Annotated in this window: 26 protein-coding genes; 20 read left to right on the top strand and 6 right to left on the bottom strand. The window is 67.4% G+C overall.

Annotated features, from left to right (window positions below):
- The first annotated feature begins 2 nt into the window (after nucleotides 1-2).
- The 4 genes from aroC to QT386_RS12875 all read left to right on the top strand — a co-directional run bounded on the left by aroC (nucleotide 3) and on the right by QT386_RS12875 (nucleotide 3981).
- A complete protein-coding gene (gene aroC / locus QT386_RS12890; RefSeq protein ID WP_289274178.1) occupies nucleotides 3-1094 on the top strand; it encodes a chorismate synthase in 1092 nt (363 codons plus the stop codon).
- Between the two features lie 140 nt (nucleotides 1095-1234).
- The gene (locus QT386_RS12885) at nucleotides 1235-1465 is read left to right on the top strand and encodes a hypothetical protein (RefSeq protein ID WP_289274177.1); all 231 of its coding nucleotides are present in this window, start codon (nucleotides 1235-1237) and stop codon (nucleotides 1463-1465) included.
- Nucleotides 1465-2778, top strand: coding sequence for a hypothetical protein (locus QT386_RS12880; RefSeq protein ID WP_289274176.1), 1314 nt, complete (start codon nucleotides 1465-1467; stop codon nucleotides 2776-2778). Before QT386_RS12885 ends, QT386_RS12880 begins: the two co-directional genes overlap by 1 nt.
- Before the next feature lie 54 nt (nucleotides 2779-2832).
- Nucleotides 2833-3981, top strand: a complete 1149-nt coding sequence (locus QT386_RS12875) for an MFS transporter (protein WP_289274175.1) — start codon at nucleotides 2833-2835, stop codon at nucleotides 3979-3981.
- Between the two features lie 6 nt (nucleotides 3982-3987).
- Here the strand turns inward: QT386_RS12875 and QT386_RS12870 are convergent, their stop codons facing one another.
- A complete protein-coding gene (locus tag QT386_RS12870; RefSeq protein WP_289274174.1) occupies nucleotides 3988-4356 on the bottom strand; it encodes a hypothetical protein in 369 nt (122 codons plus the stop codon).
- A 101-nt stretch (nucleotides 4357-4457) separates the two neighbouring features.
- Between QT386_RS12870 and QT386_RS12865 the strand changes: the two genes are divergently transcribed.
- The gene (locus QT386_RS12865) at nucleotides 4458-5084 is read left to right on the top strand and encodes a glutathione S-transferase family protein (RefSeq protein WP_289274173.1); all 627 of its coding nucleotides are present in this window, start codon (nucleotides 4458-4460) and stop codon (nucleotides 5082-5084) included.
- Between the two features lie 7 nt (nucleotides 5085-5091).
- Here the strand turns inward: QT386_RS12865 and QT386_RS12860 are convergent, their stop codons facing one another.
- The 3 genes from QT386_RS12860 to QT386_RS12850 form a co-directional block, all read right to left on the bottom strand.
- The gene (locus tag QT386_RS12860) at nucleotides 5092-5466 is read right to left on the bottom strand and encodes a hypothetical protein (RefSeq protein WP_289274172.1); all 375 of its coding nucleotides are present in this window, start codon (nucleotides 5464-5466) and stop codon (nucleotides 5092-5094) included.
- A 139-nt stretch (nucleotides 5467-5605) separates the two neighbouring features.
- The gene (locus QT386_RS12855) at nucleotides 5606-7423 is read right to left on the bottom strand and encodes an acyl-CoA dehydrogenase C-terminal domain-containing protein (protein ID WP_289274171.1); all 1818 of its coding nucleotides are present in this window, start codon (nucleotides 7421-7423) and stop codon (nucleotides 5606-5608) included.
- A 93-nt stretch (nucleotides 7424-7516) separates the two neighbouring features.
- Entirely contained in the window at nucleotides 7517-8404 is an 888-nt protein-coding gene (locus QT386_RS12850; protein ID WP_289274170.1) for a LysR family transcriptional regulator, read from the bottom strand.
- Between the two features lie 116 nt (nucleotides 8405-8520).
- On the opposite strand from QT386_RS12850, the gene leuC reads away from it, so the two are divergent.
- The 5 genes from leuC (at nucleotide 8521) to asd (ending at nucleotide 13641) form a co-directional block, all read left to right on the top strand.
- Nucleotides 8521-9924, top strand: coding sequence for a 3-isopropylmalate dehydratase large subunit (gene leuC, locus QT386_RS12845; protein ID WP_289274169.1), 1404 nt, complete (start codon nucleotides 8521-8523; stop codon nucleotides 9922-9924).
- A 16-nt stretch (nucleotides 9925-9940) separates the two neighbouring features.
- Complete coding sequence (locus QT386_RS12840) at nucleotides 9941-10558, top strand: GNAT family N-acetyltransferase (RefSeq protein ID WP_289274168.1); 618 nt, start codon at nucleotides 9941-9943, stop codon at nucleotides 10556-10558.
- An 11-nt stretch (nucleotides 10559-10569) separates the two neighbouring features.
- Entirely contained in the window at nucleotides 10570-11208 is a 639-nt protein-coding gene (leuD, locus tag QT386_RS12835; RefSeq protein ID WP_289274167.1) for a 3-isopropylmalate dehydratase small subunit, read from the top strand.
- A 103-nt stretch (nucleotides 11209-11311) separates the two neighbouring features.
- Nucleotides 11312-12388, top strand: coding sequence for a 3-isopropylmalate dehydrogenase (gene leuB, locus QT386_RS12830; protein ID WP_289274166.1), 1077 nt, complete (start codon nucleotides 11312-11314; stop codon nucleotides 12386-12388).
- 140 nt (nucleotides 12389-12528) lie between these two features.
- On the top strand, nucleotides 12529-13641 hold the full coding sequence (asd, locus tag QT386_RS12825) for an aspartate-semialdehyde dehydrogenase (protein ID WP_289274165.1): 1113 nt from the start codon (nucleotides 12529-12531) through the stop codon (nucleotides 13639-13641).
- Between the two features lie 56 nt (nucleotides 13642-13697).
- Here the strand turns inward: asd and QT386_RS12820 are convergent, their stop codons facing one another.
- Both QT386_RS12820 and QT386_RS12815 read right to left on the bottom strand, forming a co-directional pair.
- Nucleotides 13698-14123 carry a YbaN family protein gene (locus QT386_RS12820; RefSeq protein WP_289274164.1) on the bottom strand — a complete coding sequence of 142 codons (426 nt, stop codon included), beginning with the start codon at nucleotides 14121-14123 and terminating at the stop codon, nucleotides 13698-13700.
- A complete protein-coding gene (locus QT386_RS12815; RefSeq protein ID WP_289274163.1) occupies nucleotides 14120-14593 on the bottom strand; it encodes a biliverdin-producing heme oxygenase in 474 nt (157 codons plus the stop codon). The genes QT386_RS12820 and QT386_RS12815 overlap by 4 nt, the downstream gene beginning before the upstream one ends.
- 153 nt (nucleotides 14594-14746) lie before the next feature.
- Between QT386_RS12815 and QT386_RS12810 the strand changes: the two genes are divergently transcribed.
- The 10 genes from QT386_RS12810 (at nucleotide 14747) to QT386_RS12765 (ending at nucleotide 25938) form a co-directional block, all read left to right on the top strand.
- On the top strand, nucleotides 14747-15766 hold the full coding sequence (locus tag QT386_RS12810) for an aspartate-semialdehyde dehydrogenase (RefSeq protein ID WP_289274162.1): 1020 nt from the start codon (nucleotides 14747-14749) through the stop codon (nucleotides 15764-15766).
- A gap of 93 nt (nucleotides 15767-15859) precedes the next feature.
- Nucleotides 15860-18640: a FimV/HubP family polar landmark protein gene (locus tag QT386_RS12805; protein WP_289274161.1), complete on the top strand. Its 2781-nt coding sequence runs from the start codon at nucleotides 15860-15862 to the stop codon at nucleotides 18638-18640.
- A gap of 84 nt (nucleotides 18641-18724) precedes the next feature.
- Nucleotides 18725-19507 (top strand): tRNA pseudouridine(38-40) synthase TruA, encoded by a 783-nt coding sequence (gene truA, locus QT386_RS12800; protein WP_289274160.1) that lies wholly within the window; start codon nucleotides 18725-18727, stop codon nucleotides 19505-19507.
- A gap of 10 nt (nucleotides 19508-19517) precedes the next feature.
- A complete protein-coding gene (locus QT386_RS12795; RefSeq protein ID WP_289274159.1) occupies nucleotides 19518-20150 on the top strand; it encodes a phosphoribosylanthranilate isomerase in 633 nt (210 codons plus the stop codon).
- Nucleotides 20147-21346 carry a tryptophan synthase subunit beta gene (gene trpB / locus QT386_RS12790; RefSeq protein ID WP_289274158.1) on the top strand — a complete coding sequence of 400 codons (1200 nt, stop codon included), beginning with the start codon at nucleotides 20147-20149 and terminating at the stop codon, nucleotides 21344-21346. The genes QT386_RS12795 and trpB overlap by 4 nt, the downstream gene beginning before the upstream one ends.
- Nucleotides 21343-22152, top strand: a complete 810-nt coding sequence (gene trpA / locus QT386_RS12785; RefSeq protein ID WP_289274157.1) for a tryptophan synthase subunit alpha — start codon at nucleotides 21343-21345, stop codon at nucleotides 22150-22152. Before trpB ends, trpA begins: the two co-directional genes overlap by 4 nt.
- 7 nt (nucleotides 22153-22159) lie before the next feature.
- Entirely contained in the window at nucleotides 22160-23038 is an 879-nt protein-coding gene (gene accD, locus QT386_RS12780; RefSeq protein ID WP_289274156.1) for an acetyl-CoA carboxylase, carboxyltransferase subunit beta, read from the top strand.
- Between the two features lie 2 nt (nucleotides 23039-23040).
- Nucleotides 23041-24306: a bifunctional tetrahydrofolate synthase/dihydrofolate synthase gene (folC, locus tag QT386_RS12775; protein WP_289274155.1), complete on the top strand. Its 1266-nt coding sequence runs from the start codon at nucleotides 23041-23043 to the stop codon at nucleotides 24304-24306.
- Nucleotides 24299-25231 carry an SPOR domain-containing protein gene (locus tag QT386_RS12770; protein WP_289274154.1) on the top strand — a complete coding sequence of 311 codons (933 nt, stop codon included), beginning with the start codon at nucleotides 24299-24301 and terminating at the stop codon, nucleotides 25229-25231. The genes folC and QT386_RS12770 overlap by 8 nt, the downstream gene beginning before the upstream one ends.
- Nucleotides 25232-25416: 185 nt before the next feature.
- Complete coding sequence (locus QT386_RS12765; RefSeq protein ID WP_289274153.1) at nucleotides 25417-25938, top strand: CvpA family protein; 522 nt, start codon at nucleotides 25417-25419, stop codon at nucleotides 25936-25938.

Genomic DNA, 25938 nt, shown 5'->3' with positions numbered 1-25938 from the left:
TCATGTCCGGAAACACCATCGGCAAGCTGTTCAGCGTCACCTCCTTCGGCGAGAGCCACGGCGCCGGCATCGGCTGCGTGGTCGACGGCTGCCCGCCGGGCCTGGAACTGAGCGAGGCCGACATCCAGCCGGAGCTGGACCGCCGCAAACCCGGCACCAGCAAGTTCGTCACCCAGCGCAAGGAAGAGGACAAGGTCGAGATCCTGTCCGGCGTCTTCGAGGGCAAGACTACCGGCACGCCGATCGCACTGCTGATCCGCAACACCGACCAGCGCTCTTACGACTACGCCAAGATCCAGCAGGTGTTCCGCCCCAACCATGCGGACTACGCCTACATCCAGAAGTACGGCATCCGCGACCACCGCGGCGGCGGGCGCTCCTCGGCGCGCGAAACCGCCGTGCGCGTGGCCGCCGGCGCCATCGCCAGGAAGTACCTGAAGCAGCGCCTGGGCATCCAGATCCGCGGTTGTACCGAGCAGGTGGGGGACATCCACTGCGAGATCCGCGACTGGTCCGCCGTGGGCAACAACCCCTTCTTCTGCGCCGACCCTGACAAGATTCCGCAGCTCGAAACGTTGGTGGAGGGGCTGCGCGGCGAGGGTGACTCGATCGGCGCCAAGCTCTACGTCGAGGCCACCGGCGTGCCGCCGGGCCTGGGGGAGCCGGTCTATGACCGCCTGGATGCCGAGATCGCCTTCGCGCTGATGTCGATCAACGCCGTGAAGGGCGTGGAGATCGGCGACGGCATGCGCGTGGCCGGCATGCGCGGTACCGAGCACCGCGACGAGATGACCCCGCAGGGCTTCCTCGCCAATCACTCGGGCGGGGTCGCCGGCGGCATCTCTACCGGCCAGACCATCTACGCCCGCTATGCCATCAAGCCCACGTCCAGCATCACCACGCCGGGCAAGTCCATCGACGAGCAGGGCAATGCCGTGGACATGCGCACCACCGGCCGCCACGACCCCTGCGTGGGCCTGCGCGCCACGCCGATCGCCGAGGCGATGCTGGCGCTGGTGCTGATGGACCATTACCTGCGGCATCGTGCGCAAAATGCGGATGTGGTGCCGGGTACGCCTCGCATTCCGGCGTAGTTAGCGGAGTCGCAGGAGGCGATTGCTGGCACTGGGCCACTGGCGCCCGCGCCGACTCGCCTGTCGCCAGCGCCAAGGCCGCGCTTTGCCACCCGGTGGCATGATCCCGCCTATTCCGAAAAGAACCTCGCAGGAGAATCATGTCCTCTGAAGCCTCATTGCAGCGGCTGGCGGAATCGCTGGGCCGGCAGCCCGCCGAGTTCCAGACCCTGGGTAGCCTGCAGCCGGCGCAGATCGACCTGCTGGCCAATGCCGTGGTGCAAACCCAGCAGCGCCAGCGCGAGGCGCTGGCCAAGGCCATCGAGGATGCGCTCGGGCATATCCCTATGCTGCTGCGCGGCCCGGTGAAGAAAGTACTGGGGATCAAGTAGTGAGCACGCTCGAAATCAAGGCGGAGATCATCAAGCTGTCCCGCGTGCTCGGCCTCAAGCCCGAGCAGCTGGAATTCCTGGCCCACACGCCGGCAGCCGAAATCCGCCACCTGCGCGAGACCACGCACGAGTACCTGTTCAACCGCGGACGCTCGCTGTTCCAGAAGCTGGCCGCCACCACCAAGCTGCTGCCGGGCAAGCTGACGGCCTTCATCGGCCAGAAGGCCTTTGCTCCGGTGTTCATCGCACGCATCGCCGGCGAGATGCCGACGGACCGCGCGGTGGAGATCGCGCAGCGCATGGAGATTCCGTTCCTGGCGGACGTCACGCTGGAGCTGGACCCGAGACGCGTCGGCGACATTATCCGCCAGATGCCGGTGGAGATCGTGCGCGACGTGGCGCTGGAGCTGATCCGGCGCCGCGAGTACATCACCATGGGCCTGTTCGTCGGCTACCTCACCGACGAGGCGATCCGCCGGGTGATGGCGGCGATCACCGACGAGGAACACCTGCTGCGCATCGGCCTGTTCATCGAGGCCAAGGACCAGGTGCCCAAGCTGATGCACATGGTGCCGGAGGCGCGCTTCCCGCGTTTCCTGAAGCTGGCGCAGGACGAGAGCAAGAATCTCTGGGCCGAGGCGCTGTCGCTGATGGCCTATGCCGATGCCGCCATGATGCGCAAGCTCGGCGACCTGATGGCCGACGAGGGCGACGCAGCGCTGACGCGCCTGCTGCAGCGCAGCCAGGAACAGGACCTCTGGGGTTCGATCCTGCCGGTGATCGCACAGATGAGCCCGGACAAGCAGTCGCGCCTGGTGCATCTGGACGCGCTGGCCGATCCGCAGGTGCTCAAGAGCATCTTCCGCACGGCGGAAGAGGAGCAGCTCTGGCGCCTGATGCTGCCGCTGGTGGCGGGCATGACCCAGGGCGAGATGGCGGACGCCGCCAGGGCCGCGCAGCCGGAGAAGCTGCTGCGGCTGTTCCGCGCCGCGGAGCAGGCCCACCTGGTGCCCAAGCTGCTGGGCCTGGTCGACCAGTTCAGCCCCGAGGAACGCGCCTGGATGGCCACCATCGCCGCGGCGATGCCGGCCGAGTTGCAGGAGCGCTTCGCCGAGGAAGTAGACGATGCCGGCCTGTGGGAGCCGCTGTTCGAGGTGGCCCGGGCGATTCCCGCCGAAGGGCGTGCGGCGCTGGCGGACACGGTACGGCGCATCGCCTCCCAGCGGCCTGAACTGGTGCGCAAGCTGGCCGGCCTGGCCGAGTCCCGCGGCCTGGGCGACCTGGTCGCCGCCGCCAGGGCCGCGGCAGGGTAGGTCTGGGTACCGGGGGCGGCGCTACAATGCCGCCCCCATGCACCCCTTCCTGCCATGAGCGCGCACGTACCGGCCAAGCGGCTGGCGGGCTTCTACTTCTGGTATTTCGCCGCGATCGGCACGCTGATGCCCTTCACCGGCCTGTTCCTGCAGGACCGGGGCTGCACCCCCGCGCAGATCGGCGCCATCGGCGGCCTGATGGCGCTCACCCGCATCGTCTCGCCTTATCTCTGGGGGCAGTACGCTGACCGTGACGCGCGCCGCATGGCGGCCATCCGCATCACCCTGGGCGCCGGCCTGCTGGCCTTCGCCGCGGCGCAGTTCGCACCGGGATTCTGGCTGCTGGCGCTGTGCTTCCTCGTCTACGGCATGTTCAACAACGGCACCATGCCGCAGTTCGAGGTGGTGACCTTCAACCACCTGGGCGCCAACGGCGACCGCTACGGCCGCATCCGTCTCTGGGGCTCCATCGGCTTCGTCATCACGGTGATGGCGATGGGGCCGGTGTTCGAGCACATCGGCGTGCAGACCATGCCGCTGTGGGTCGCCGGCATGTTCGCGCTGTGCTGGCTGACCGGCCTGCGCATTCCCGAGGCGCCGGCGGCGCCGCGCTCCGGCGGCTCGGAATCGGTGATGGGCGTGATGCGCCGGCCCGAGGTCATCGCCCTGCTGGCGGCCTGCCTGCTCTCGCAGATGAGCTTCGGGCCCTACTACAACTTCTTCAGCATCTGGCTGAAGGACCACGGCTACAGCAAGTTCGAGATCGGCTTCCTGTGGGCCTTCGGCGTGGTCGCCGAGGTCGGCATCTTCTTCTTCATCCACCGCCTGCGCCGCTTCTGGAGCCTGCGCAGCATGATGCTGTGGGCGCTGGCCGGTACCGCGCTGCGCTGGTTCCTGCAGATGACCTTCATCGACAACATGCCGTGGATGACGGCGGTGCAGGCCCTGCATGCGGTCAGTTTCGCGATCTACCACTTCGCCGCCGTCAGTCTGATCCAGCAGCTGTTCCCCGGCGCGATGCAGGGTCGGGGACAGGCGATCTACACCGGCCTCAGCTACGGCGTGGGCGGTGCCATCGGCGGCTTCGGCAGCGGCCTGCTGTGGGAAGTGATGCACCCGGATCTGCTGTGGCTGGTCTCCACGGGCGTGGCGCTGCTGGCCTGGCTGATCGCCTGGCGTGGGCTCAAGGACATTCGCATCTAGCCGGCCTCAGGCCGCCACCGCATCCTCGGCGCGGCGCTGCGGCTGCCCGGCCGCGGCCGGATCGCGGCGGCGCTGGAGCAGTCGTTGCAGCATCAGGTCCTCGTGCCAGTGCTTCCAGTAGGGCTCGCGCTGTCCGTGCAGCCGGATGCCACCGTCGATGGTCAGGTGGTAGCGCTCATGGCCCTCGCGCTGGTAGCGCCTGAGCCAGCCCTGCTTGCAGAACGCCTCCAGCGCCGTGGCCAGGTCGCGCTGGCGCAGGCCGGTACGCCGCCAGATCATCTCCAGCACCTGGGGTGAGTAGTCGTCGGTATAGCGCAGCGGCCCGGCCAGTTGGCGGGCCAGGGCAAGGCTGAGGACGGTCGGGCTGATGCGCATGACGATGCTCCGGAAGCGGGCCTATTCCAAGATACGGCTGTCATCGTCGTGACAACAGGGACAAAATATCGCGCGCGGCGGTGTATAACGGGGGTAGCGGCATGCTGAAGGTCTACGGCGACATCTACTCGGGCAATTGCTACAAGCAGAAGCTGCTGCTGGCGCAGCTGGGGCTGCCGCATGCCTGGGTGCACCTGGACATCCTGAAGAAGCAGACCCGCACGCCGGAGTTCCTGGCCATGAACCCCAATGGCCGCGTACCACTGCTGGAGCTGCCGGGCGGAGTCTTCCTGGCCGAGTCCAACGCCATCCTGCATTACCTGGCCGAGGGCACGCCGCTGCTGCCGGCGGACCGCCTCGCGCATGCGCAGGTGCTGCAATGGATGTTCTTCGAGCAGTACAGCCACGAGCCCTACATCGCCACCTCGCGCTACATCATCCGCTACCTGGGCCGCCCGCCGGAGCAGGAGGCACGCCTCCAGGAGCGCCGGCCGGGCGGCTACGCCGCACTGGGCGTGATGGAGCGGCACCTGGCGGAGCGCGAGTGGTTCGTTGGGAGCCACTACAGCGTCGCCGACATCGCGCTGTACGCCTACACGCATGTGGCGCACGAGGGCGGCTTCGATCTTGCGGACTATCCGGCCGTGCAGGCCTGGCTGGCGCGGGTGGCGGCGCAGCCGGGTTACGCCAGCATGGACCAGTTCGACGCCGCGATCCGCGCCGGTTGAGTCGAGCCTAGTGGACGGGCGCCGGCATCGGATCGTTGTCGCGCCGGTTGATGCCGTCCTTGGATGGAATGCGGCTACGCATGCGCAACTGGGCCAGGGTGCGGCTGTCGCGCCAGCGCGTCCAGGGGAAGCCGCGCAACTCGGCGATGGCAGCGCGGCCGCCGGGGGACATGCGGTAGCTGGCCTCGTGCTCGTCGCCATGCAGCTCCAGCAAGCCCTCGGCGACGCAGAAGGACAGTACCTCGCGCAGGTCGCTCTGGCGCAGGCCGGTGCTGCGCCAGCTGGCCGACAGCAGGCTCCAGGAATAATGATCGGTATGCGCCAGCGGGCCGCTGGTGACGATCACCAGGGCGGCGAGACGGGTGCTGTGACGGATATCCATGGCTTACGCCCTCCAGAACGATCTGTCCGGGGTAGCGGCGGCCTGTGGAGGGTCTGGATAGAGAAAATGGCGGGGTAGGCTGTGGAAAGAAATGGGGCGCCTTGCGGCGCCCCATTTTCAGTATCAGCCTCGATTCGCCTTATTCGAAGACGAAGCTTTCCACCGGCAGGCGCAGCATCGACTTGCTGGGCTTGGTCATCGAGTGGGCGTGGCCCTTGGCGCGCGGCAGGATGTGGTCGAAGTAGAACTTCGCCGTGGCGATCTTGGCCTTGTAGAACGCCGGCTCCTCGGAGCCGCCCTTGGCGAGCTTCTCACTGGCCACCGCGGCCTGAAGTGCCCAGAAGTAGCCCATGGTCACGTAACCCGAGTACATCAGGAAGTGATGGCTGGCGGAGCTGACCACTTCGCGGTCCTTGCGGGCCATCAGCATGACGCGCATGGTCAGCACGTTCCACTCGGCAGCGTACTTGGCCAGGGTGGTGGCGAAGTTGCGCAGGCGGGCGTCACGCAGGTTGTCCACGGCGAACTTGGCGATGTGGCCGGTGAACTCGCGCACGGCCTTGCCGCGGGTCTGCAGCAGCACCTTGCGGCCCAGCAGGTCCAGGGCCTGGATGCCGGTGGTGCCTTCGTACAGCGTGGAGATGCGCGCGTCGCGAGCGATCTGCTCCATGCCGTGTTCCTTGATGTAGCCGTGGCCGCCGAACACCTGAATGCCCTGGTTGGCCGCTTCCAGGCCCATCTCGGTCAGGAAGCCCTTGAGGATCGGGGTGAAGAAGCCGAGCTTGTCGTCCCATTCCTCGTACTTGGCCTGGTCGTTCTCGATGATGCCGTTGGTCATGTGGTCCGCCAGCTGCGCGGCGAAGTAGATCATCGCGCGGCCACCTTCGGCGAAGCACTTCTGCGTCAGCAGCATGCGGCGCACGTCGGCGTGGTGGATCAGCGCGTCGGCGACCTTGTCCGGCTCCTGCTTGCCGCGCAGGGCGCGCATCGAGCGGCGGTCCTTGGCGTAGGCCAGGGCGCCCTGGAAAGAGGCCTCGGCGTGGGCGATGCCCTGCACGGCAGTGCCGATGCGGGCGGTGTTCATGAAGGTGAACATCGCCTCCAGGCCCTTGTTGGGCTTGGCGATCATGAAGCCGGTGGACTGCTCGAAGTTGATCACGGCCGTGGCGGAGGCCCTGATGCCCATCTTGTGCTCGATGGCGCTGCAGACCACGCTGTTGTGCTCGCCGACGCTGCCATCGGCATTGACATTCATCTTGGGCACGATGAACAGCGAGATGCCCTTGGTGCCCGGAGGCGCGTCCGGCAGGCGCGCCAGCACGATGTGGACGATGTTCTCGGTCAGGTCATGCTCGCCGGCGGAAATGAAGATCTTGGTGCCGGTGATCTTGTAGCTGCCGTCGGCCTGGGGCTCGGCCTTGGTCTTGACCTGGCCCAGGTCGGTGCCGCACTGCGGCTCGGTCAGGCACATGGTGCCGGTCCAACGGCCTTCGGTCAGCGGCGGCATGTAGATCGCCTTCAGTTCTTCGGAGGCGTGCTGCATGACGGTGTTCATGGCACCCAGCGACAGGCCCGGGTACATGGTGAAGGACCAGTTGGCCGTGCCCATCATCTCGGACTTGAGCAGGCCCAGCGACATCGGCATGCCCTGGCCGCCGTACTCGGTGGGGTGCGACAGACCCTGCCAGCCGCCCTGCACGAACTGCTCGTAGGCTTCCTTGAAGCCCTTGGGCGTGGTGACCTTGCCGTTCTCGAAGTGGCAGCCTTCCAGGTCGCCGGAGAGGTTCAGGGGGGCCAGGACCTCCTCGCAGAACTTGGCAGCTTCACCCAGGATCGCCTCGCAGGTGTCCGGGTCCGCGTCCTTGCCGTTGGAGAGGCCGGCGTAGTGAGCGGGGTAATCGAACACCTCGTTCATCAGGAAGCGCATGTCGCGCAGCGGAGCTTTGTAGGCAGGCATGGGAAAGACCTCGTCACGGAGCTAAATAAGTGGGCGTATTTTGGACACCCATTGACCCCAGAGACATTGGCCGCAGGAACAGTAAACGACTGTTCAGCGGGCCATACGGCGCCGTATGTCGGATTCGAGGCAGCCCAGCAGGGCCATACCGGCGCCGGACAGGGTACGGCGCTCGTGCCAGACCGCGCCCAGTTCGCGATGCAGGGCCAGCTGCGGGATCGGCAACTGGCGGATGCTGCCGTCGATCATGGAATCCGGCAGCACGCTCCAGCCCAGGCCGATGCCGACCAGCATCTTGAGGGTCTCCAGGTAGTTGGTGGCCAGGCGGATGCGCGGCACCAGGCCATGCTGCTGCAGGGCGCGGGTGACGATGCGGTGGGTGTAGGTGGCCTCGTCCGGCAGCACCGAGGGATGACCGGCGAGGTCCTGCAGCTGGGCCTGGGGCTGGTCCAGTAGGGGGTGGCCGGGGGCGACGACCACCGATAGGGGGTCGTCCCAGACGGAGCGCTGCTGCAGTTGCGGCAGGGGCTGGGTGGGCAGGGTGACAATGCCTAGTTCCAGCTTGCCGGCCAGCACGGCCTGGCAGGCGACCTCGGAGTCCATGAAATGGATGTCCAGGTCCACGTCCGGGTACTGCTGGGTGAAGGCGCGCAGCACCGGCGGCAGGCGGTGCAGGCCGATGTGGTGGCTGGTGCCGATGGAGAGGCGCCCGGCGACTTTCTCGTGCAGGTGGGACAGCGCACGCCTCCCATCTTCAAGGTCTTGCAGCACTTTCTTCGCGTAAGGCAGCAGGGTCCGGCCGGCGTCGGTCAGGCTCACCTGGCGGCCGACGCGGTCCAGCAGGGGCTGGCCGACCTGCTCCTCCAGGGCGGTGATGCGTTTGCTCACGGCGGGCTGGGACAGGTGCAGCAACTCAGCCGCCTGGGTAAAGGAGCCGGCCTCGGCCACGGCGATGAAGGTGACCAGGTTCTGGGTTTCCATGTGAATTCCTGTCTGGAATGGACCTGATAAAAACGATTCATTGGAGTTATCAATAGCACGCTCCTAGAATGCGCGCCATTCGCAAGACCAAGCATCAGGATTATCGAGGTCCAGCCATGGCAAAGACTCTGTATGACAAGATCTGGGACGCCCACGTGGTCGCCGACAACGGTGACGGCTCCGCGCTGATCTACATCGATCGCCACCTGGTGCATGAAGTCACCAGCCCGCAGGCCTTCGACGGCCTGCGCATGAACGGGCGCAAGCCCTGGCGCCTGAATGCCAACCTGGCGGTGGCGGATCACAACGTGCCGACCACGCCGGACCGCGTGAATGGCATCAAGGACCCGATCTCCCGCGCCCAGGTCGACGCGCTGGACGCTAACTGCGCGGAATACGGCATTACCGAATTCCGCATGAACGACCACCGCCAGGGCATCGTCCACGTGGTGGGCCCGGAGCAGGGTGCGACACTGCCGGGCATGACCGTGGTCTGCGGCGACTCGCACACCTCCACGCACGGCGCCTTCGGCGCGCTGGCCTTCGGTATCGGCACCTCCGAGGTCGAGCACACGCTGGCCACGCAGACGCTGGTGCTGAAGAAAGCCAAGACCATGCTGATCCGCGTCAACGGCCACGTCGGTCCCGGCGTGACGGCCAAGGACATCACGCTGGCGATCATTGGCCGCATCGGCACCGCCGGCGGCACCGGCTACGTCGTGGAGTACGCCGGCGAGGCGATCCAGGACCTGTCGATGGAAGGCCGCATGACCTTGTGCAACATGGCCATCGAGGGTGGCGCGCGCGCCGGCCTGGTGGCGGTGGACGACAAGACCATCGCCTACGCCAAGGGTCGACCCTATTCGCCGAAGCCCGAGCAGTGGGATGCGGCCGTGGCCAACTGGAAGCAGCTGCACAGCGACCCGGACGCGAAGTTTGACGCCGTGGTGGAACTGGATGCCAAGGACATCGAGCCGCAGGTCACCTGGGGCACCTCACCCGAGATGGTGGGCCCGGTCTCGGCACGCGTGCCCGATCCGGCCCAGGAAGCCGATCCGGTGAAGCGCAACGGCATGGAGAAGGCGCTGGCCTACATGGGCCTGGATGCCAACACGCCGATCGAGCAGATCAACATCGACAAGGTGTTCATCGGCTCCTGCACCAACTCGCGCATCGAGGACCTGCGTGCCGCGGCGGCGGTCGTGAAGGGCCGCAAGAAGGCGGCGAACGTGAAGCTAGCGATGGTGGTGCCGGGCTCGGGCCTGGTGAAGTCGCAGGCCGAGAGCGAGGGGCTGGACAAGGTCTTCCTGGAGGCCGGCTTCGAATGGCGCGAGCCGGGTTGCTCGATGTGCCTGGCGATGAATGCCGACCGGCTGGAGCCAGGCGAGCGTTGCGCCTCCACCAGCAACCGCAACTTCGAGAGCCGCCAGGGGCAGGGTGGCCGCACCCACCTGGTGAGCCCGGCGATGGCGGCGGCGGCGGGTATCGCCGGCCACTTCGTCGACGTGCGCGCGCTGTAAGGGCAGGAGCAGGACGATGAGCCTGGAATTCCGGCCGGCGCGAGCGGAGGACGCGGATGCCGCGGCGCCGCTGGTGTACAGCGCCGGGCCCGAGGCCTTCGACTACATGTTCCGTGCGGGAGGGCGCGAGGCGCTGGATTTCCTGCGCCATGCCTTCCGCCAGGGCGGCGGATTCCAGGGCTACCGCAACCACTGGGTGGCGGAGCGCGACGGCGTGGTGGTGGGCGTGGGTGCCTTCTACGGCCAGCGCATGGAAGGCCAGTTGACGCTGGGGCTGATGCGGCAGGTGCTGTCGTTCTATCCGCTGGCGGCCGTCCTCGGCGTGATCCGTCGCGGGCTGGAACTGGCGCCGATGCTCAAGCCGCTGACGCCGGACATGCTGTACGTGGCGAACTTCGGCGTGGCGCCGGAATGCCGCGGCCAGGGTATCGGCGCGCGGATGCTGAATTTCAAGATGGCCGAGGCGCGCAAGAGCGGCTACGGCACCTATGCACTGGACGTGGCGGTGACCAACCCGCGCGCCCAGAAGCTGTACGAGGGAATCGGATTCAGGTTCGTGCGCGAGCGCCGCTTCCGCGGCGACCGGGCACGGGCACCGGTGCCGGATTGCCGGCGCCTGGAAATGAAGTTGTAAGGAAGAAAGACATGAAGGCATTCACGCAGGTCACCTCGCACGTCACGCCGCTGGATCGTCCCAACGTGGACACCGACGCGATCATTCCCAAGCAGTACCTGAAGTCGATCCGGCGCACGGGCTTTGGTCCGTTCCTGTTCGATGACTGGCGCTACCTGGACCCGGGCACGCTGGAAGTGGACCCGGCGACGCGCCGCCCGAACCCGGAGTTCGTGCTCAATGATGCCAGGCATGCCGGCGCGCAGGTGCTGATCGCGCGCGACAACTTCGGCTGCGGTTCCTCGCGCGAGCATGCGGTGTGGGCGCTGGACGACTACGGCTTCCGCGCCGTGATCGCACCGAGCTTCGCCGACATTTTCTTCTCCAACTGCTTCAAGAACGGCGTGTTGCCGGTGACGCTGCAGGCCGAGGAGGTGCAGGCGATCTTCGAGATCGTGAATGCGGATGCGGCGGCGCAGATCGTAATCGACCTGCCGGCGCAGGAAGTGCGCCTGCCGGACGGCCGCGTATTCAAGTTCCAGATCAACCCGCACCACAAGCACAACATGGTCAACGGCCTGGACGAGATCGGACTGACGCTGCAGCAGGGCGATGCGATCAAAGCCTACGAGGCGAAGCGCCGCGCGGAAGCGCCCTGGCTGTTCAACTGAAAAGATGGGAATCGGGAATGGAGAATCGGGAATCGTAAAAGACACTCCCGTTCTTGCTTCTACGATTCCCGATTCCCCATTCCCTATTTCCGTTGCGAATGAAATGAGCAAGAAAATCCTGATTCTGCCCGGCGACTACATCGGCACTGAGATCATGGCCGAGGCCGTGAAGGTGCTGGAACTGCTGAAGGCCGAGGGCGAGCAGATCGAGTGGTCCTTCGGTCACCTGGGCGGCGCCGCGTACGACGCCGAGGGCCATCCGTACCCGCCGTCCACGCAGAAGGCGGCCCGCGAGGCCGATGCCATCCTGATGGGTGCCGTCGGCGGCCCGAAGTACGACAGCCTGCCGCGTGCCGTGCGTCCGGAGCAGGGCATCCTGGGCATCCGCAAGGATCTGGGCCTGTTCGCCAACCTGCGCCCGGCGCTGGCCTATGAAGAGCTGGCTGCCGCGTCCTCGTTCAAGCCCGAGGTCATCGCGGGCCTGGACCTGCTGATCCTGCGAGAGCTCACCGGCGACATCTATTTTGGCCAGCCGCGCGGCCGCCGGCAGAACGCCGAGGGTGCCGAGGAAGGCTACGACACCATGCACTACAGCCGTCCGGAGGTGGAGCGCATCGCGCATGTCGCCTTCCAGGCGGCGCAGAAGCGCAACAAGCGCCTCTGCTCGGTGGACAAGGAGAACGTGCTGGAGACCTCGCGCCTGTGGCGCGAGGTGGTGATCGAGGTGGGCAAGCAGTACCCGGATGTTGCGCTGAGCCACATGTACGTGGACAACGCCGCGATGCAGTTGGTGAAGAACCCCAAGCAGTTCGATGTGATCGTCACCGGCAACATCTTCGGCGACATCCTGTCGGATGAGGCCTCGATGCTGGCCGGCTCCATCGGCATGCTGCCCTCGGCCTCGCTGGACGTGAACAACAAGGGCCTGTACGAGCCGATCCACGGCAGTGCGCCGGACATCGCCGGGCAGGGCAAGGCCAATCCGCTGGCGACGATCCTGTCGGTGGGCATGATGTTCCGCTACACCTTCAACCGCGCCGACCTGGCCGACCGCATCGACGTGGCGGTGAAGAGGGTATTGCGCGAAGGCAAGCGTACGGGTGATATCGCGCAGCCGGGCGAGAAGATCATCGGTACGCAGGAGATGGGCGATGCGGTGGTGGCGGCGCTGAAGAAGTAACAGACCTAATTCCCCTCTCCCGTTTACGGGAGAGGGGCTAGGGGAGAGGGGTTCTGTAACTCTCCGGAGTTTTACAGCCCCTCTCTCCCGACCTCTCTCCCGCGAGCGGGCGAGAGGAGACAAGAGCAAGAGGAATCGAGATGAAGAAGCTGGGTATGGTGGGTTGGCGCGGCATGGTCGGCTCGGTGCTGATGCAGCGCATGCAGGAAGAGAACGACTTCGCGCTGGTGGAGACGCATTTCTTCAGCACCTCGAGCGCTGGTGGCCCCGGCCCGAAGGTGGGTGGCAAGGACACGCCGCCGCTGAAGGATGCCAACAGCATCGACGCGCTCAAGGCGATGGATGTGATCATCACCTGCCAGGGTGGCGACTACACCAACGACATCTACCCGAAGCTGCGCGCCAGCGGCTGGGAGGGCTACTGGATCGACGCGGCCTCGGCGCTGCGCATGAAGGACGACGCCGTCATCATCCTGGACCCGGTGAACCGCGGCGTGATCGACGCGGCGCTGGGCAAGGGCGTGAAGAACTACATCGGCGGTAACTGCACCAACAGCATCCTGCTGATGGGCGTGGGCGGCCTGTTCCGCGAGGGGCTGGTGGACTGGGTCAGTTCCATGACCTACCAGGCGGCTTCCGGCGGCGGCGCCAACCACATGCGCGAGCTGCTCAAGGGGATGGGCGTGATCAACGCCGCGGTGTCCGACGAGCTGGCGACCCCGTCGTCGGCGATCCTGGACATCGACCGCAAGGTGGCGCAGTCGATCCGCAGTGACGTGCCGACCGAGTTCTTCGGCGCGCCGCTGGCCGGTGGCCTGATCCCCTGGATCGATTCGCAGCTCGAGAACGGCCAGTCCAAGGAAGAGTGGAAGGGCCAGGCCGAGGTCAACAAGATCCTGGGCAACGCCCAGCCGATCCCGGTGGACGGCCTCTGCGTGCGTATCGGCGCCATGCGCTGCCATAGCCTGGCGCTGACCCTGAAGCTCAAGCGCGACCTGCCGTTGGCCGAGATCGAGTCGATCATCAAGAGCGGCAACGACTGGGTGAAGTGGGTGCCCAACGACAAGCCGGTCACCGTCAAGGAGCTGACCCCGGCTTCGATCACCGGCGGCCTTAAGGTCGGCGTGGGCCGCGTGCGCAAGCTCAACCTTGGCCCCGAGTACGTGTCGGCCTTCGTCATCGGCGACCAGCTGCTGTGGGGCGCGGCGGAGCCGCTTCGCCGCATGCTGCGTATCGTGCTCGGCAAGCTCTGAGGGAGTGCCGGATCAAGCCAGGGCCCCGATGGTCAGACCATCGGGGCCTTGTCGTTTCAGGTGCTTTCCCGAGGGGCGGGCATCGGTTCCGGGCGGTGCCAGAGCCAGGCCAGCACCAGGGCCATGACGGCGGTGATGGCTTCGGCCAACCAGGGCTTGCTGGTGGTGAGGAACAGGATCACGGCACAGAACGCCATCATCACCGTGGCGCTCCACTTGGCGCGGCGGCTGACGCTGCGCGTCTCGCGCCAGTTCTTGAGCATGGGCCCGAACAGGCGGTGTGATTCCAGCCAGGCGGAGAATCGGGGCGAGCTGCGCGCGGCGGCCCAGCCGGCCATCAGGATGAACACCGTGGTAGGCAGGCCGGGCACGAAAATGCCGATCACGCCCAGTGCCACGCAGAGCGCGGCGAAGGCCATCAGCAGGTAGCGCAGCGGCGCCGCCAGCGGGCGCCGAGGATTGGCATGGCCGGGATCGGTCATGCCGGCATGGCGCAGACGTCCCGGGCCGCCTCGCGCATGCGGGTCTCGTCGGCTGCGTCCAGCTCGAGCCGGCCCAGGGCCTCGATGAACTGTCTCCAGTGGCGTGTGCGGCCTTCCGGGGCAGCGGCGAGATGACGCGAGCCGAAGTTCTCGGACAGGCCCAGGGTCTGGGCTTTCCTGAACAGCACGGCGGCGCTCAGGTCGGAGAGGTCGGCCTCGGTGGCGGCGAGGCGGCCGCGGTTGGCCAGGTCCGGCAGCCAGTCCTGCAGCGCGGAGATGCGGTACAGCGGCTCGATCTCGCGCTGGAAGCGGTGCTGCACCAGCACCCAGGGGGTGAAATGCTCGCGGCTGGTGAAGGGCGCGGCGGCGGCAACGACGCCGTGCAGGGCTTCGCGCAGGTCGTCGGTGGCGGCGCTCAGGATGGCGCTGCGCGGTTTGATGCCGGCGGAGGTAAGCGTGGAGGTGTCCATGCGGGGATTCTAGGGCACAGCCTGTAATTGTTATTGATTCTCAATTATAGTCACGACATTCCTGGGCGACCACCTGTGCTTTTTCGTTTCAAGCCATGGGTTTTGTAGCCAGATGACTCTAAACTCCGCCGCTCGATTTTTCAGGGGCGTGCCATGACAAGGAAGTTCGATATCGCGGTGGTGGGGGTCAGCGGCCTGGTCGGCGCGGCGATGCTCGACCTGCTGCACGAGCGCGATTTTCCCCTGGGCAAGGTCTTTCCGCTGGACGTGGGCGAGGCGGCGGGCGGCACGGCCAGCTTTGGCCGTCGCGAACTGCCGGTAGGGGATGTGGCGCGCTTCGATTTCTCGCAGGTGCAACTGGCGCTGTTCTCCGCCGGGCCGGCCGTGGCCGCCGAGTACGCGCCCAAGGCCGCGGTCGAGGGTTGCGTGGTGATCGACAACAGCACGGCGTTCCGGCTCGATCCGGAGGTGCCGCTGGTGGTGCCGGAGGTCAATCCGCAGGACTTGGCGAAGCACGATGTGCGCGGGATCGTGGCCAACCCCACCTGCACGGTGACGCTGCTGGCGCTGGCGCTGAAGCCGCTGCTGGATGCCGCCGGCATCGAGCGGGTCAACGTGGCGACCTACCAGGCGGTGTCGGGCAGCGGCATCAAGGCAGTGGAGGAACTGGGCCGGCAGACCGCCGACCTGCTGAGCTTCCGCGAGATCAAGCCGGAGGTCTACGGGCGGCAGATCGCCTTCAACGTGTTGCCGCGGATCGACGAAGTGGAGGAGGGCGGCCACACCGGCGAGGAACTGCGCCTGGTACGCGAGACCGCCCGCCTGCTGGGCGAGTCGGTGCGGGTCAATGCCACGGCAGTGCGAGTGCCGGTGTTCTACGGTCACAGCGCCACCGTCCACCTGGAGACGCGCGAACCCCTGGCCCTGGAAGTGGCCCGCGAATTGCTGGAGCAGGCCCCGGGCCTGGAATTGCTGGACGAGCCCTCCGTGGACGGCTTTCCCACTCCCGTGACGGAGGCCAGCGGACAGGACGCAGTGTTCGTCGGCCGGCTGCGAAAAGACCCGACGCACCCCCGGGGATTGAACCTGTGGCTGACCGGCGACAATATCCGCAAAGGGGCCGCGCTCAATGCCGTGCAGATCGCCGAACTGTTGAGTCGTGACTATTTATAAAATGTCGTGTATAAAAGGGCTTACATGCGCAAGTTCACCCTTGCTGTGAACTCAAGGCAGCCCCGGTTGGGGGACACGGCTTCCGGAGAGAATATGTTGCGTAAACTGGCACTGCTTGCAGCACTGAGCCCCGTGTTGTGGCTTTCCACGGCTACGGCCATCGGCCTGGGCGAAATCGAGGTCAAATCCGGCCTCAACCAGCGTTTTGCCGCTTCCATCCCGCTCACGTCGACCTCGCCAGAGGAGGCCGAAGGCGTGCAGGTGACCCTGGCCAGCGTGGCCGAGTTCCAGCGTGCCGGCCTGGATCGCAGCGACTATCTCAGCAGCCTGCGCTTTACCGTCGCCAGCGATGGCGGCCAGCCCCGTATCGAAGTCCGCAGCGCCCAGATCGCGCGCGAGCCGTTCGTCAATTTCCTGGTCGAGGTGAAGTCCCGAGGCGGCCGCCTGCTGCGCGAGTACACGATCCTGCTCGATCCGCCGTCGCTGCCGCAGCCCGCTGCGCCGGTGGCCCAGGCGCCCCGCGCGACGGCTCCCGTGGCCGCTGCTCCGCAGCGCCCGTCGTCCGAGTTCTTCGAGACCTCCGAGGAGTCCGTGCGCCGTCCGGCACCGGTGGCCCAGGCCGCTCCCGCCGAGCCGGTCCGCCCGACCGCACCGCCGGTGGTTCCCGTCACTCCGGCCCCGGCCGCCGCTCCGGCGCCAGCGGCGCCGCTGAGCATGGCGTCGGGCGACAGCTATGGTCCGGTCCAGGCCAAGGAAACTTTCTGGAGCATCGCCACCAAGCTGCGTCCGGATCCGTCGCTGACCATGGACCAGGTGCTGCTGGCGATCTATGAGGCCAACCGCGGTGCCTTCGATGGCGGCATCAACGGCTTGCGAATCGGCTCTCAGCTGACGATTCCTTCCGCGGCCGAGATGGGGTCGGTGCCCCCGGCAACCGCCAAGACTCGCGTCACCGCGCTGCGCAACGGTGGCGGCGTGGCCAAGCCCAAGCCTCGACCGGCGGAAGCCGCGGCCGAGCCGCCGATCAAGGCGCCGAAGCCCGCCATCGTGTCCGAAGCGCCGGCAGTGCCGGCGTCTCCGTCTCCGGCAAAGCCTGCTCCGGCCGCCAAGCCGCTGCCGGCGCCCAAGCCCATGCCGGCGCCCAAGCCCATGCCGGCTCCGGCTCCGGTTCCAGAGCCCAAGCCGGTTGCGAAGCCCGAGCCGAAGGCTGCAGCGCCGGTTCCGGTGCCCGCCCCGGCACCCGAGCCTGTTCCCGCACCCGCACCCGCACCCGCTCCGGTGGAGCCGCCGCCTGCCGCGTCGGAGGCGCCTGCCGCTCCCATGGTCAGCGAGGCACCGGTCGATGCCCCTGCGGCCCAAGCTGCCGTAACCACGGAAGCTCCGGTGGTCGAGGCCGAGCCGGCTCCCGAGCCGGCTCCCGCGCCGGCGAAGCCCGAGCTGCCGAAGCCGATCCCCCAGGCTGAGTCCGGCGGCATCGCGGATTTCATCGTGCCGGTGCTGGGCCTGCTGCTGGTGCTGGGTGGCGTCGGCTACCTGGTCCGCAACGTACTCAAGAAGCGCCGCACCCAGCAGGCGCCCGATCTGCCGGTGGCCACGCCGGCCCCGGGCATGCCGTCGCTGCCGGCGGCGGCGCCGATCCTGGCCCGCAGCACGCTGGGCACCATCCCGCCGCCGGGCATCAAGCTGCCGCCGAAGTCCCCGGATGCCGCGCGCCGCGAGCTGGAGAACCTGGATGACACGCTGAGCGGCGAGGAAACCGCCGACTTCAATACCAAGCAGCTGCGCACCCAGCAGGTTCCGCCGCAGGCGCAGTCCACGCAGATCATCCCGCCGGCTCCGGTGCATCCGTCGCTGGACGATACGGCGATGCTGCCGACCTTCGATTCGACGCAGGCCTTCGGCGCCGAGGATCTGGCCTTCGCCCGCAAGGCGGTGGAGACGGGCAACATCGATTTCGACGTCACCGGCCAGTTTGCGGCCGAGACGGTGCAGATCAACCTTGACGCCAACGATCCGATGGCCGAGGCCGATTTCCACCTGGCCTACGGGCTTTATGACGAGGCGATCCTGCTGTTGCGTCAGGCTTCCGGCCGCGATCCGTCGCGTACCGAGCTGAAGGTCAAGCTGGCCGAGACCTACTTCGCCGCCGGCCGCCCGGTGGAATTCCAGGAGACCGCCGAGAGCCTGAAGGGCCGGGTCGACGATGCCGCCTGGCAGAAGATCGCCATCATGGGCCAGCAGCTGTGCCCGGACGTGCAGATGTTCAAGGGCGGCGACGTCACCGCGGTGGATACCGATTTCGATCTCGCGTTCGACGAGCCATCTGCGCCGTCGTTCGAGAGCATGCCGGAGCCGAGCGCCGCCGAGGCGCCGCCGGTCTCGGCTGGCAACGGCCTGGACTTCCGACTGGAAGAGCTCGAGCTGCCGCCGATGGAGACCGCTTCCAAGTCGCGCGAGCCCACGCTGAAGAACGAGGATGCGCTGGAGTTCGACCTGGGTGACTTCGACCTGGGCGGCGCCAAGCCGGCCCCGGCGGCTCCCGCCCCGGTCTCGTCGCGCGCGGATGACAGCAATGCGCTGGAGTTCGACCTCTCCGGCTTCGATTCGCCCGCTTCCTCGACGATGACCGGGCCGGCGATGGCCGAGATCAAGGTCGACGAGATCCAGTTGGACGATTTCGACATCGGCGACCTGGGTGGCGACAGCGACAGCATCTCGGCGGGCGACGAGGCCAGCACCAAGCTGGACCTGGCGCGGGCCTACGTGGACATGGGCGACAACGAGATGGCGCGCAACCTGCTCAACGAGGTGCTGCAGCAGGGCAGCGAGACGCAGAAGGTAGAGGCTCAGGCCCTGCTGTCGCGTCTTGCCTGATCCGGCCATGGGTTTCTTCCGGGCCGCCGCTTATCGCGGCGGCCTTTTTCTTTACGCCGGCGATTCCGCAATGAGGGCCGAGGCATGACGCGCTGGGCCGCCGGGGTGGAGTACGTGGGTAGCGGCTTCCGCGGCTGGCAGACCCACACGAACCTGCGCTGCGTGCAGAGCTCGCTGGAGGCGGCGCTGTCGAAGGTGGCGGACCACCCGGTGGCGGTAACGGCCGCGGGGCGCACCGATGCCGGCGTGCACGGGCTGCAGCAGGTGGTGCATTTCGATTCCGATGCGCGCCGCAGCGACTATGCCTGGCTGCTGGGCACCAATACCAACCTGCCGGAGGACCTGTCGCTGTGCTGGGTGCAGCCGGTGCGGGAGGATTTCCACGCGCGCTTCTCGGCGAGGGCGCGGCACTACCGCTACGTGTTCCACAACTGCCGGGCTCGCAGCGCGCTGCTGCACAGGCGCGTGGCCTGGTGGCCGCAGCGCCTGGATGCACAGGCCATGCACCAGGCCGCGCAGGCCCTGCTGGGCGAGCAGGATTTCTCGGCGTTCCGCGATTCGGAGTGCCAGTCGCCCACGGCGATGCGCTACATGCGCTACGTGAATGTGTTCCGGCGGGGCGATTTCGTGGTCATGGACGTCTGTGCCAACGCCTTCCTGCACCACATGGTCCGCAACATCGCCGGCACCCTGGCCGAGGTGGGACAGGGCAAGCGGCCAGTGCCCTGGGTGGCGGAAGTCCTGGCCGGGCGCGACCGTAACAAGGCCGGAATGACGGGCCCTGCAGAGGGCCTGTATTTCGTAGGACCCGAATATCCGGCAGAATTCGCCCTCCCCGAACGGCCGGAACCCTATTTCCCGGCCTGAGCAGGCGATCTTGACCCGAACCCGTATCAAGTTTTGCGGTATCACCCGAGAAAAGGACGCCCAGGCGGCCATCTCGCTGGGCGTGGACGCCCTGGGTTTCGTCCTGGTGCCGGCCAGCCCGCGCCACATCACGGCCGACAAGGCTGCGGCCATCCGGCGCCGGCTGCCGCCCTTCATCAGCACCGTGGCGCTGCTCAAGGATGCCGATGCGGCCTTCGTGCAGGACGCCATCGATGTCCTGAAACCCGATCTGCTGCAGTTCCATGGCGAGGAGCCGGCGGATTTCTGCGCCAGCTTCGGCCTGCCGTACCTGAAGGCGGTGGCCATGGGCGAGAAACAGAGCCTGGCGGCCCTGGCGCGGCGCTACCGGGGTGCGGTCGGCCTGCTGCTGGACGGTCACAGCAAGGGTGGCATGGGTGGGCGGGGCGAGACCTTCGACTGGAGCCGGGTGACGGCGGTGAAGACGCCGCTGGTACTGGCCGGTGGCCTGAATCCGGGCAATGTGGGTAGGGCGGTGCGCCAGTTGAGGCCTTATGGTGTGGACGTGTCGTCCGGCATCGAGGCCAAGCCGGGCGTCAAGGATCACGACAAGATGCGTGCCTTTGTCGAAGCGGTGCAGCGCGCGGACAAGCGAAAACAATGACCTACGATTTTCCTGACAAGAAAGGCCACTTCGGCCCCTATGGCGGACAGTTCGTCGCCGAGACCCTGATGTCGCCACTGCGGCAGCTCTCCGAGGCCTACGGGCGCCTGAAGGGCGATCCGGCGTTCCTGGCGGAACTGGACCGCGACCTGACGCACTACGTGGGCCGGCCCAGCCCGCTGTACCTGGCCGAGCGCCTGACCAAGGCTTGGGGCGGGGCGCAGGTCTGGCTCAAGCGCGAGGACCTGAACCACACCGGCGCGCACAAGGTGAACAACACCATCGGCCAGGCGCTGCTGGCCAAGCACCTGGGCAAGACGCGGATCATCGCGGAGACCGGCGCCGGCCAGCACGGCGTGGCGTCCGCGACCATCGCGGCGCGGCTGGGCCTGAAGTGCGTGGTGTACATGGGCGCCGAGGACGTGGAGCGCCAGTCGCCCAACGTCTACCGCATGAAGCTGCTGGGCGCTGAAGTGCGCCCGGTGCACAGCGGCACCAAGACGCTCAAGGACGCCATGAACGAGGCGATGCGCGACTGGGTGACCAATGTCGACGATACGTTCTACGTGATCGGCACGGTCGCGGGTCCGCATCCTTACCCGATGCTGGTGCGCGACTTCCAGTGCATCATCGGCCGCGAGGTGATCGAGCAGTCGCGCAAGCAGATGGGCCAGCTGCCGGACGTGCTGCTGGCCTGCGTCGGCGGCGGCTCCAATGCGATCGGACTGTTCCACCCGTTCATCGAGCACAAGGGCGTGCGCATGATCGGTGTAGAGGCGGGTGGCCATGGCGTGCAGACGCCGGACCACGCGGCGCCGCTGACGGCGGGCCGGTCAGGCGTATTGCACGGCAACCGCACCTACATCATGGCCGACGAGAACGGCCAGATCCTGCCGACGCACTCGATCTCGGCCGGCCTGGATTACCCGGGCGTGGGTCCGGAGCATTCCTGGCTGAAGGATATCGGCCGCGTGGAGTACGCGGCGATCAATGACGACGAGGCACTGGCGGCGTTCCACGAGCTGACCCGCAGCGAGGGCATCATCCCGGCGCTGGAGTCCTCGCATGCGATCGCGCAGGCCAAGAAGCTGGCGCCGACGCTGTCGGCGGAGCAGAACATCGTCATCAACCTGTCCGGCCGTGGCGACAAGGACATCTTCACGATCGCCAAGCTCGAAGGGATCTCGCTGCTATGAGCCGTATCAAGGACACCCTGGAGCGCATCCGCAGCCAGGGCCGCAAGGCGCTGATCCCATACATCACCGCTGGCGATCCGCAGCCCGACGTCACCGTGGGCCTGATGCATGCGCTGGTGAAGGCCGGCGCCGATGTGATCGAGCTGGGCGTGCCGTTCTCGGACCCGATGGCCGACGGCCCGGTGATCCAGCTGGCCTGCGAGCGCGCGCTGAAGCACGGTACCGGGCTGTGGGACATCATCGACATGGTGGCGGAGTTCCGGAAGACCGATGGCGAGACGCCGGTGGTGCTGATGGGCTACCTGAACCCGATCGAGATGCGCGGCGTGGCCGCCTTCGCCGAGCGCGCGGCGCGCGCCGGGGTGGACGGGGTGCTGATCGTGGACCTGGCGGTGGAGGAAGCGGACGAGTACCTGCCTGCGCTACGCTCGCAAGGCCTGGATTGCATCTTCCTGCTGGCGCCGACCAGCCCGGCGGAGCGCATTGAGGCAGTGGCCCGCCAGGCCAGCGGCTATCTGTACTACGTTTCGCTCAAGGGCGTGACCGGCGCGGTCAGTCTGGATGTGGCCAGTGTGGCCGAGAAATTGCAGGAAATCCGGCGGTTTACGAAGCTTCCGCTGGCTGTTGGATTCGGGATCCGCGATGCCGCTTCGGCGCGCGCGGTAGGGGCGGTGGCCGATGCCGTGATCGTGGGTAGCGCACTGGTCGCCGAAATCGAGAAGCATCAGAATGAGCCTTCAACGTTGCCTGGGCGCCTGGCCGAGAAGCTGGCGCCGCTGCGCGAGGCTCTAGACAAAGGGAATTGAGTAGCCGATGAGCTGGCTCGACAAGATTTCAGGTTCCAAGCTGCTGACCAACGGGCGCCGCAGCAAGAGCGTCCCCGAGGGCCTCTGGACCAAGTGCGAGAGTTGCCAGTCCGTGCTGTACCGCGCGGAGCTGGAGCGGACCCTGGAGGTCTGCCCCAAGTGCAGCACGCACCGTCCGATCGATGCGCGTGAGCGCCTCAACCATTTCCTGGACCCGGAGCCGCGCTTCGAGATCGCCAACAACGTGATCCCGACCGACCCGCTGAAGTTCAAGGACAGCCGCAAGTACACCGAGCGCATCAAGGAAGCGCAGGCCGAGACCCAGGAGAAGGATGCGCTCGTGGTCATGCGCGGCCAGCTCATGGGCCTGCCGGTGGTGACGGCGGCCTTCGAGTTCAGCTTCATGGGCGGCTCGATGGGCAGTGTGGTGGGCGAGAAGTTCGTGCAGGGCGTCGACCAGGCGCTGGAGTACGGCACGCCGATGATCTGTTTTGCCGCCACCGGTGGCGCGCGCATGCAGGAGTCGCTGTTCTCGCTGATGCAGATGGCCAAGACCTCGGCGGCGCTGGCGCGCCTGTCCGAGCGTGGGCTGCCGTTCATCTCGGTGCTGACGCACCCGACCATGGGCGGCGTGTCGGCGAGCCTGGCGATGCTGGGTGATATCAATATCGCCGAGCCGCGCGCGCTGATCGGCTTTGCCGGCCCGCGCGTGATCGAGCAAACCGTGCGCCAGAAGCTCCCAGAGGGCTTCCAGCGTGCCGAGTTCCTGCTGGAGAAGGGCGCGATCGACATGATCATCGACCGCCGCGAGATGCGCGAGAAGCTGTACCGCATCCTGTCGATGCTGACGCACTTCTCGCCCACGGTCGTGGAGCAGACGAACTGAGCGTGCCCGCAGCCCCCACGGCGGCGTGGTCGCTTGCCGAGTGGCTGGCCTGGCAGGAGCAACTGCACCCGAAGAGCATCGAGCTGGGGCTGGAGCGCGTCCGTAGCGTCGCGCTGCGCCTCGGCCTGCTGCCGGCGCGGGCGGTAACGCTGACCATCGCCGGGACCAACGGCAAGGGCTCCAGCTCGACGCTGGCGGCGTCGATCTATCGCGAGGCCGGCTATCGCACCGGGCTCTATACCTCGCCGCACCTGCAGCGCTACAACGAGCGCGTGGCGATCGATGGCGTGCAGGCGTCCGACGCGGACCTATGCCACGCGTTCCTGGCGATCGAGCAGGCACGCGGCGCGACGCCGCTGACCTATTTCGAATTCGGCACCCTGGCGGCGCTGTGGCTGTTCCGCGAGGCGGACGTGCGCGTCCAGGTGCTCGAGGTGGGGCTCGGTGGGCGGCTCGATGCCGTCAATATCGTGGATGCCGACGCGGCGCTGATCACCAACATCGGGCTGGATCACACCGACTGGCTGGGCGACGACCGTGAGAGCATCGGCCGCGAGAAGGCCGGCGTGCTGCGCCAGGGCTGCCCGGCCGTGCTGGTGGAGCGGCATCCGCCGGAGTCGGTGCTGGCGGTCGCGGAAGACCTGCAGGTGCCGCTGTTGCGCCTGGGCCGCGACTACGATTTCTCGCCGCGCGATGCGGCCTGGCGCTGGCAGGGACCGTCCGGCGCGCTGGACGAGCTGCCGCTGCCGGCCTTGCCGGGCGCCATGCAGTTGCAGAATGCCAGCGGTGTGCTGGCCCTGGTGGAAACCCTGCGTGGCAAGTTGCCGGTGACGCCGGCGGCCATCGCTGCGGCGCTGCGCTCGCTGCAGCTCCCTGGACGCCTGCAGCGCGTAGGTGCGTGCCTGCTGGATGTCGGACACAATGCCGAGGCGGCCGAAGTGCTGGCCGAGCACCTGCGCAGCCTTCGTCCGGCAGGCCGTGTGCTGCTGGTGCTGGGCATGCTGGCGGACAAGCCGGTGGAGGCCTTTGCCCGCCTGCTGCAGCCGCTGGTGTCGCGGGCTTTCCTGGGTGGGTTGCCGGGGGCGCGAGGATTGGACGCGCCGGTCCTGCAGGCCCGCCTGCGCAGCCTGGGCATGGAAACCGAGGCCTGCCGCGACATACCGGAAGCGCTGCGCCGTGCGCTGGCGCAGGCGGCGCCGGAAGACCTGGTGGTGGTGACCGGATCGTTTGTTACCGTGGCTGCGGCCCTGGACGTACTGCATGAATGAGCAACTCAAGCATCGCCTGATCGGCGCCCTGATCCTGCTGGCCGTGGCGCTGCTGATGGCTTTCCTGCTACCCAAGCCCGGGCACGTGGAGCGCGACGACGGTGTGCGCCGGGTGACGATCGACCTGGACGGCGGAACGCCGCCCCCGGTGGCCCAGGGTGACCGCGTGACGCCGCCGGTGATCGCGGCGCCGGAGCCGGGCGAGGATGGCGAGCCTGCCGGGGATCCGGTGCCCATGGAGGGCGAGCCGGAAATCGACGAATCCGGACTGGCGGGTGGCGATGCGGACAGCCGCACGGCGGCGGCCCCGGTGACGATCCGTCCTTCGGACACCCTGGCGCAGGCCGCCCCGGGCCGCGTGCTGCCGTCTCCAGGCAAGGCGCCACCGGTGCAACTCAAGCAGGACGATAGCCTGCAGGGCCTGCCGGCCGTGCCGGCGCAGACCGCGCCGGCGACGGCGGCAGTCCCGGCAGCCAAGCCGGTAGCGCCTCCCCCGGCCAAGCCGGAGATTGCGGCGCGGCCCAAGCTCGAACCGCCGACGCCCCGGGCGCCGGTGGACGCTCCGGCCGCCAGGCCGGCGGTGCCGGTGGCCAAGCCAGAGCCGGCTCCGGCAGCACCCGTGCCCGTAGCGCCGAAGCCGCAACCGGAGGTGGCCGTGGCCAAGCTCGCCGAGCCGGCCAAACCGGCCGGCAAGTCGCGCTGGAGCGTGCAGGTGGGCAGCTATGCGGCGCTGGAGAACGCGCGCATTGCGGAAAGCAAGCTGAAGGCCGCAGGCCTGCCGACCCAGTTCGGGCCGGTGGATACGGCCAAGGGTGTGCTGTATCGCGTGCGCGTCGGGCCGCTGGCCGATGAGGCGGCGGCGCAGGCGGCCAAGGCCAAGGCGGTGCAGGCGGGTTTCGCCCAGGCGACGATCCGGACGGATTGAGTGTCCGTGGGGTGAGTCCGGGGTTCGCCCCTCACCCCTTGCCCTCTCCCCGCAGGCGGGGAGAGGGAGTCAGGGCAGTGGCTTCTCTCCACCTGTATCCCATTGACTCTACGGCTGTCGCTTCAAGTGCCCCGACTGCGGTGAAGGGATGTTAAAATCCCTGTCTTGCTACCGAGCTAGGACGCATGATCTGGGTTGACTACTGCATCTTTGCCGTCTTCATCCTGTCAGTCGCCATCGGCCTGCTGCGCGGGTTCACCCGCGAAGTCCTCGGACTTGCCACCTGGCTTTTCGCCCTGCTGCTGGCCTGGCTGCTCGGCCATACCCTGGCCGATGCCCTGGCTGGGAAAATCAGCAACCCCGCACTGCGCCTCGGCTGCGCCTACCTGCTGCTGTTCCTCGGCGGCCTGCTGGTAGGAGCGCTGGTGACCCATTTCGTCTCGGAGGCGGTCAAGGACAGCTTCCTGAGCCTGCCCAATCGCATGGTGGGCGGCGGATACGGCCTGGCGCGCGCCGCAGTGCTGACCGCCGGCTTCGTGCTGGTGGCGGGCCAGATGGGCGCAAAGACGGAATCCTGGTGGCAGCAATCGCTGCTGATCGGCAAATTCGAGTGGCTGGCCGACGGGCTTGCCACGCTGGTACCGGAACGCTGGCTTGAAGTCCTGCGTCCCGACCCCACTACAACCACTCAGACTCAGCAAGGCTAA

The sequence above is a fragment of the Solimonas sp. SE-A11 genome (assembly GCF_030345715.1).
Classification (GTDB): Bacteria; Pseudomonadota; Gammaproteobacteria; order Nevskiales; family Nevskiaceae; genus Solimonas_A.
The sequence above is the reverse complement of the archived record's forward strand: the minus strand, read 5'-3'. Positions and strand labels throughout refer to the sequence as shown.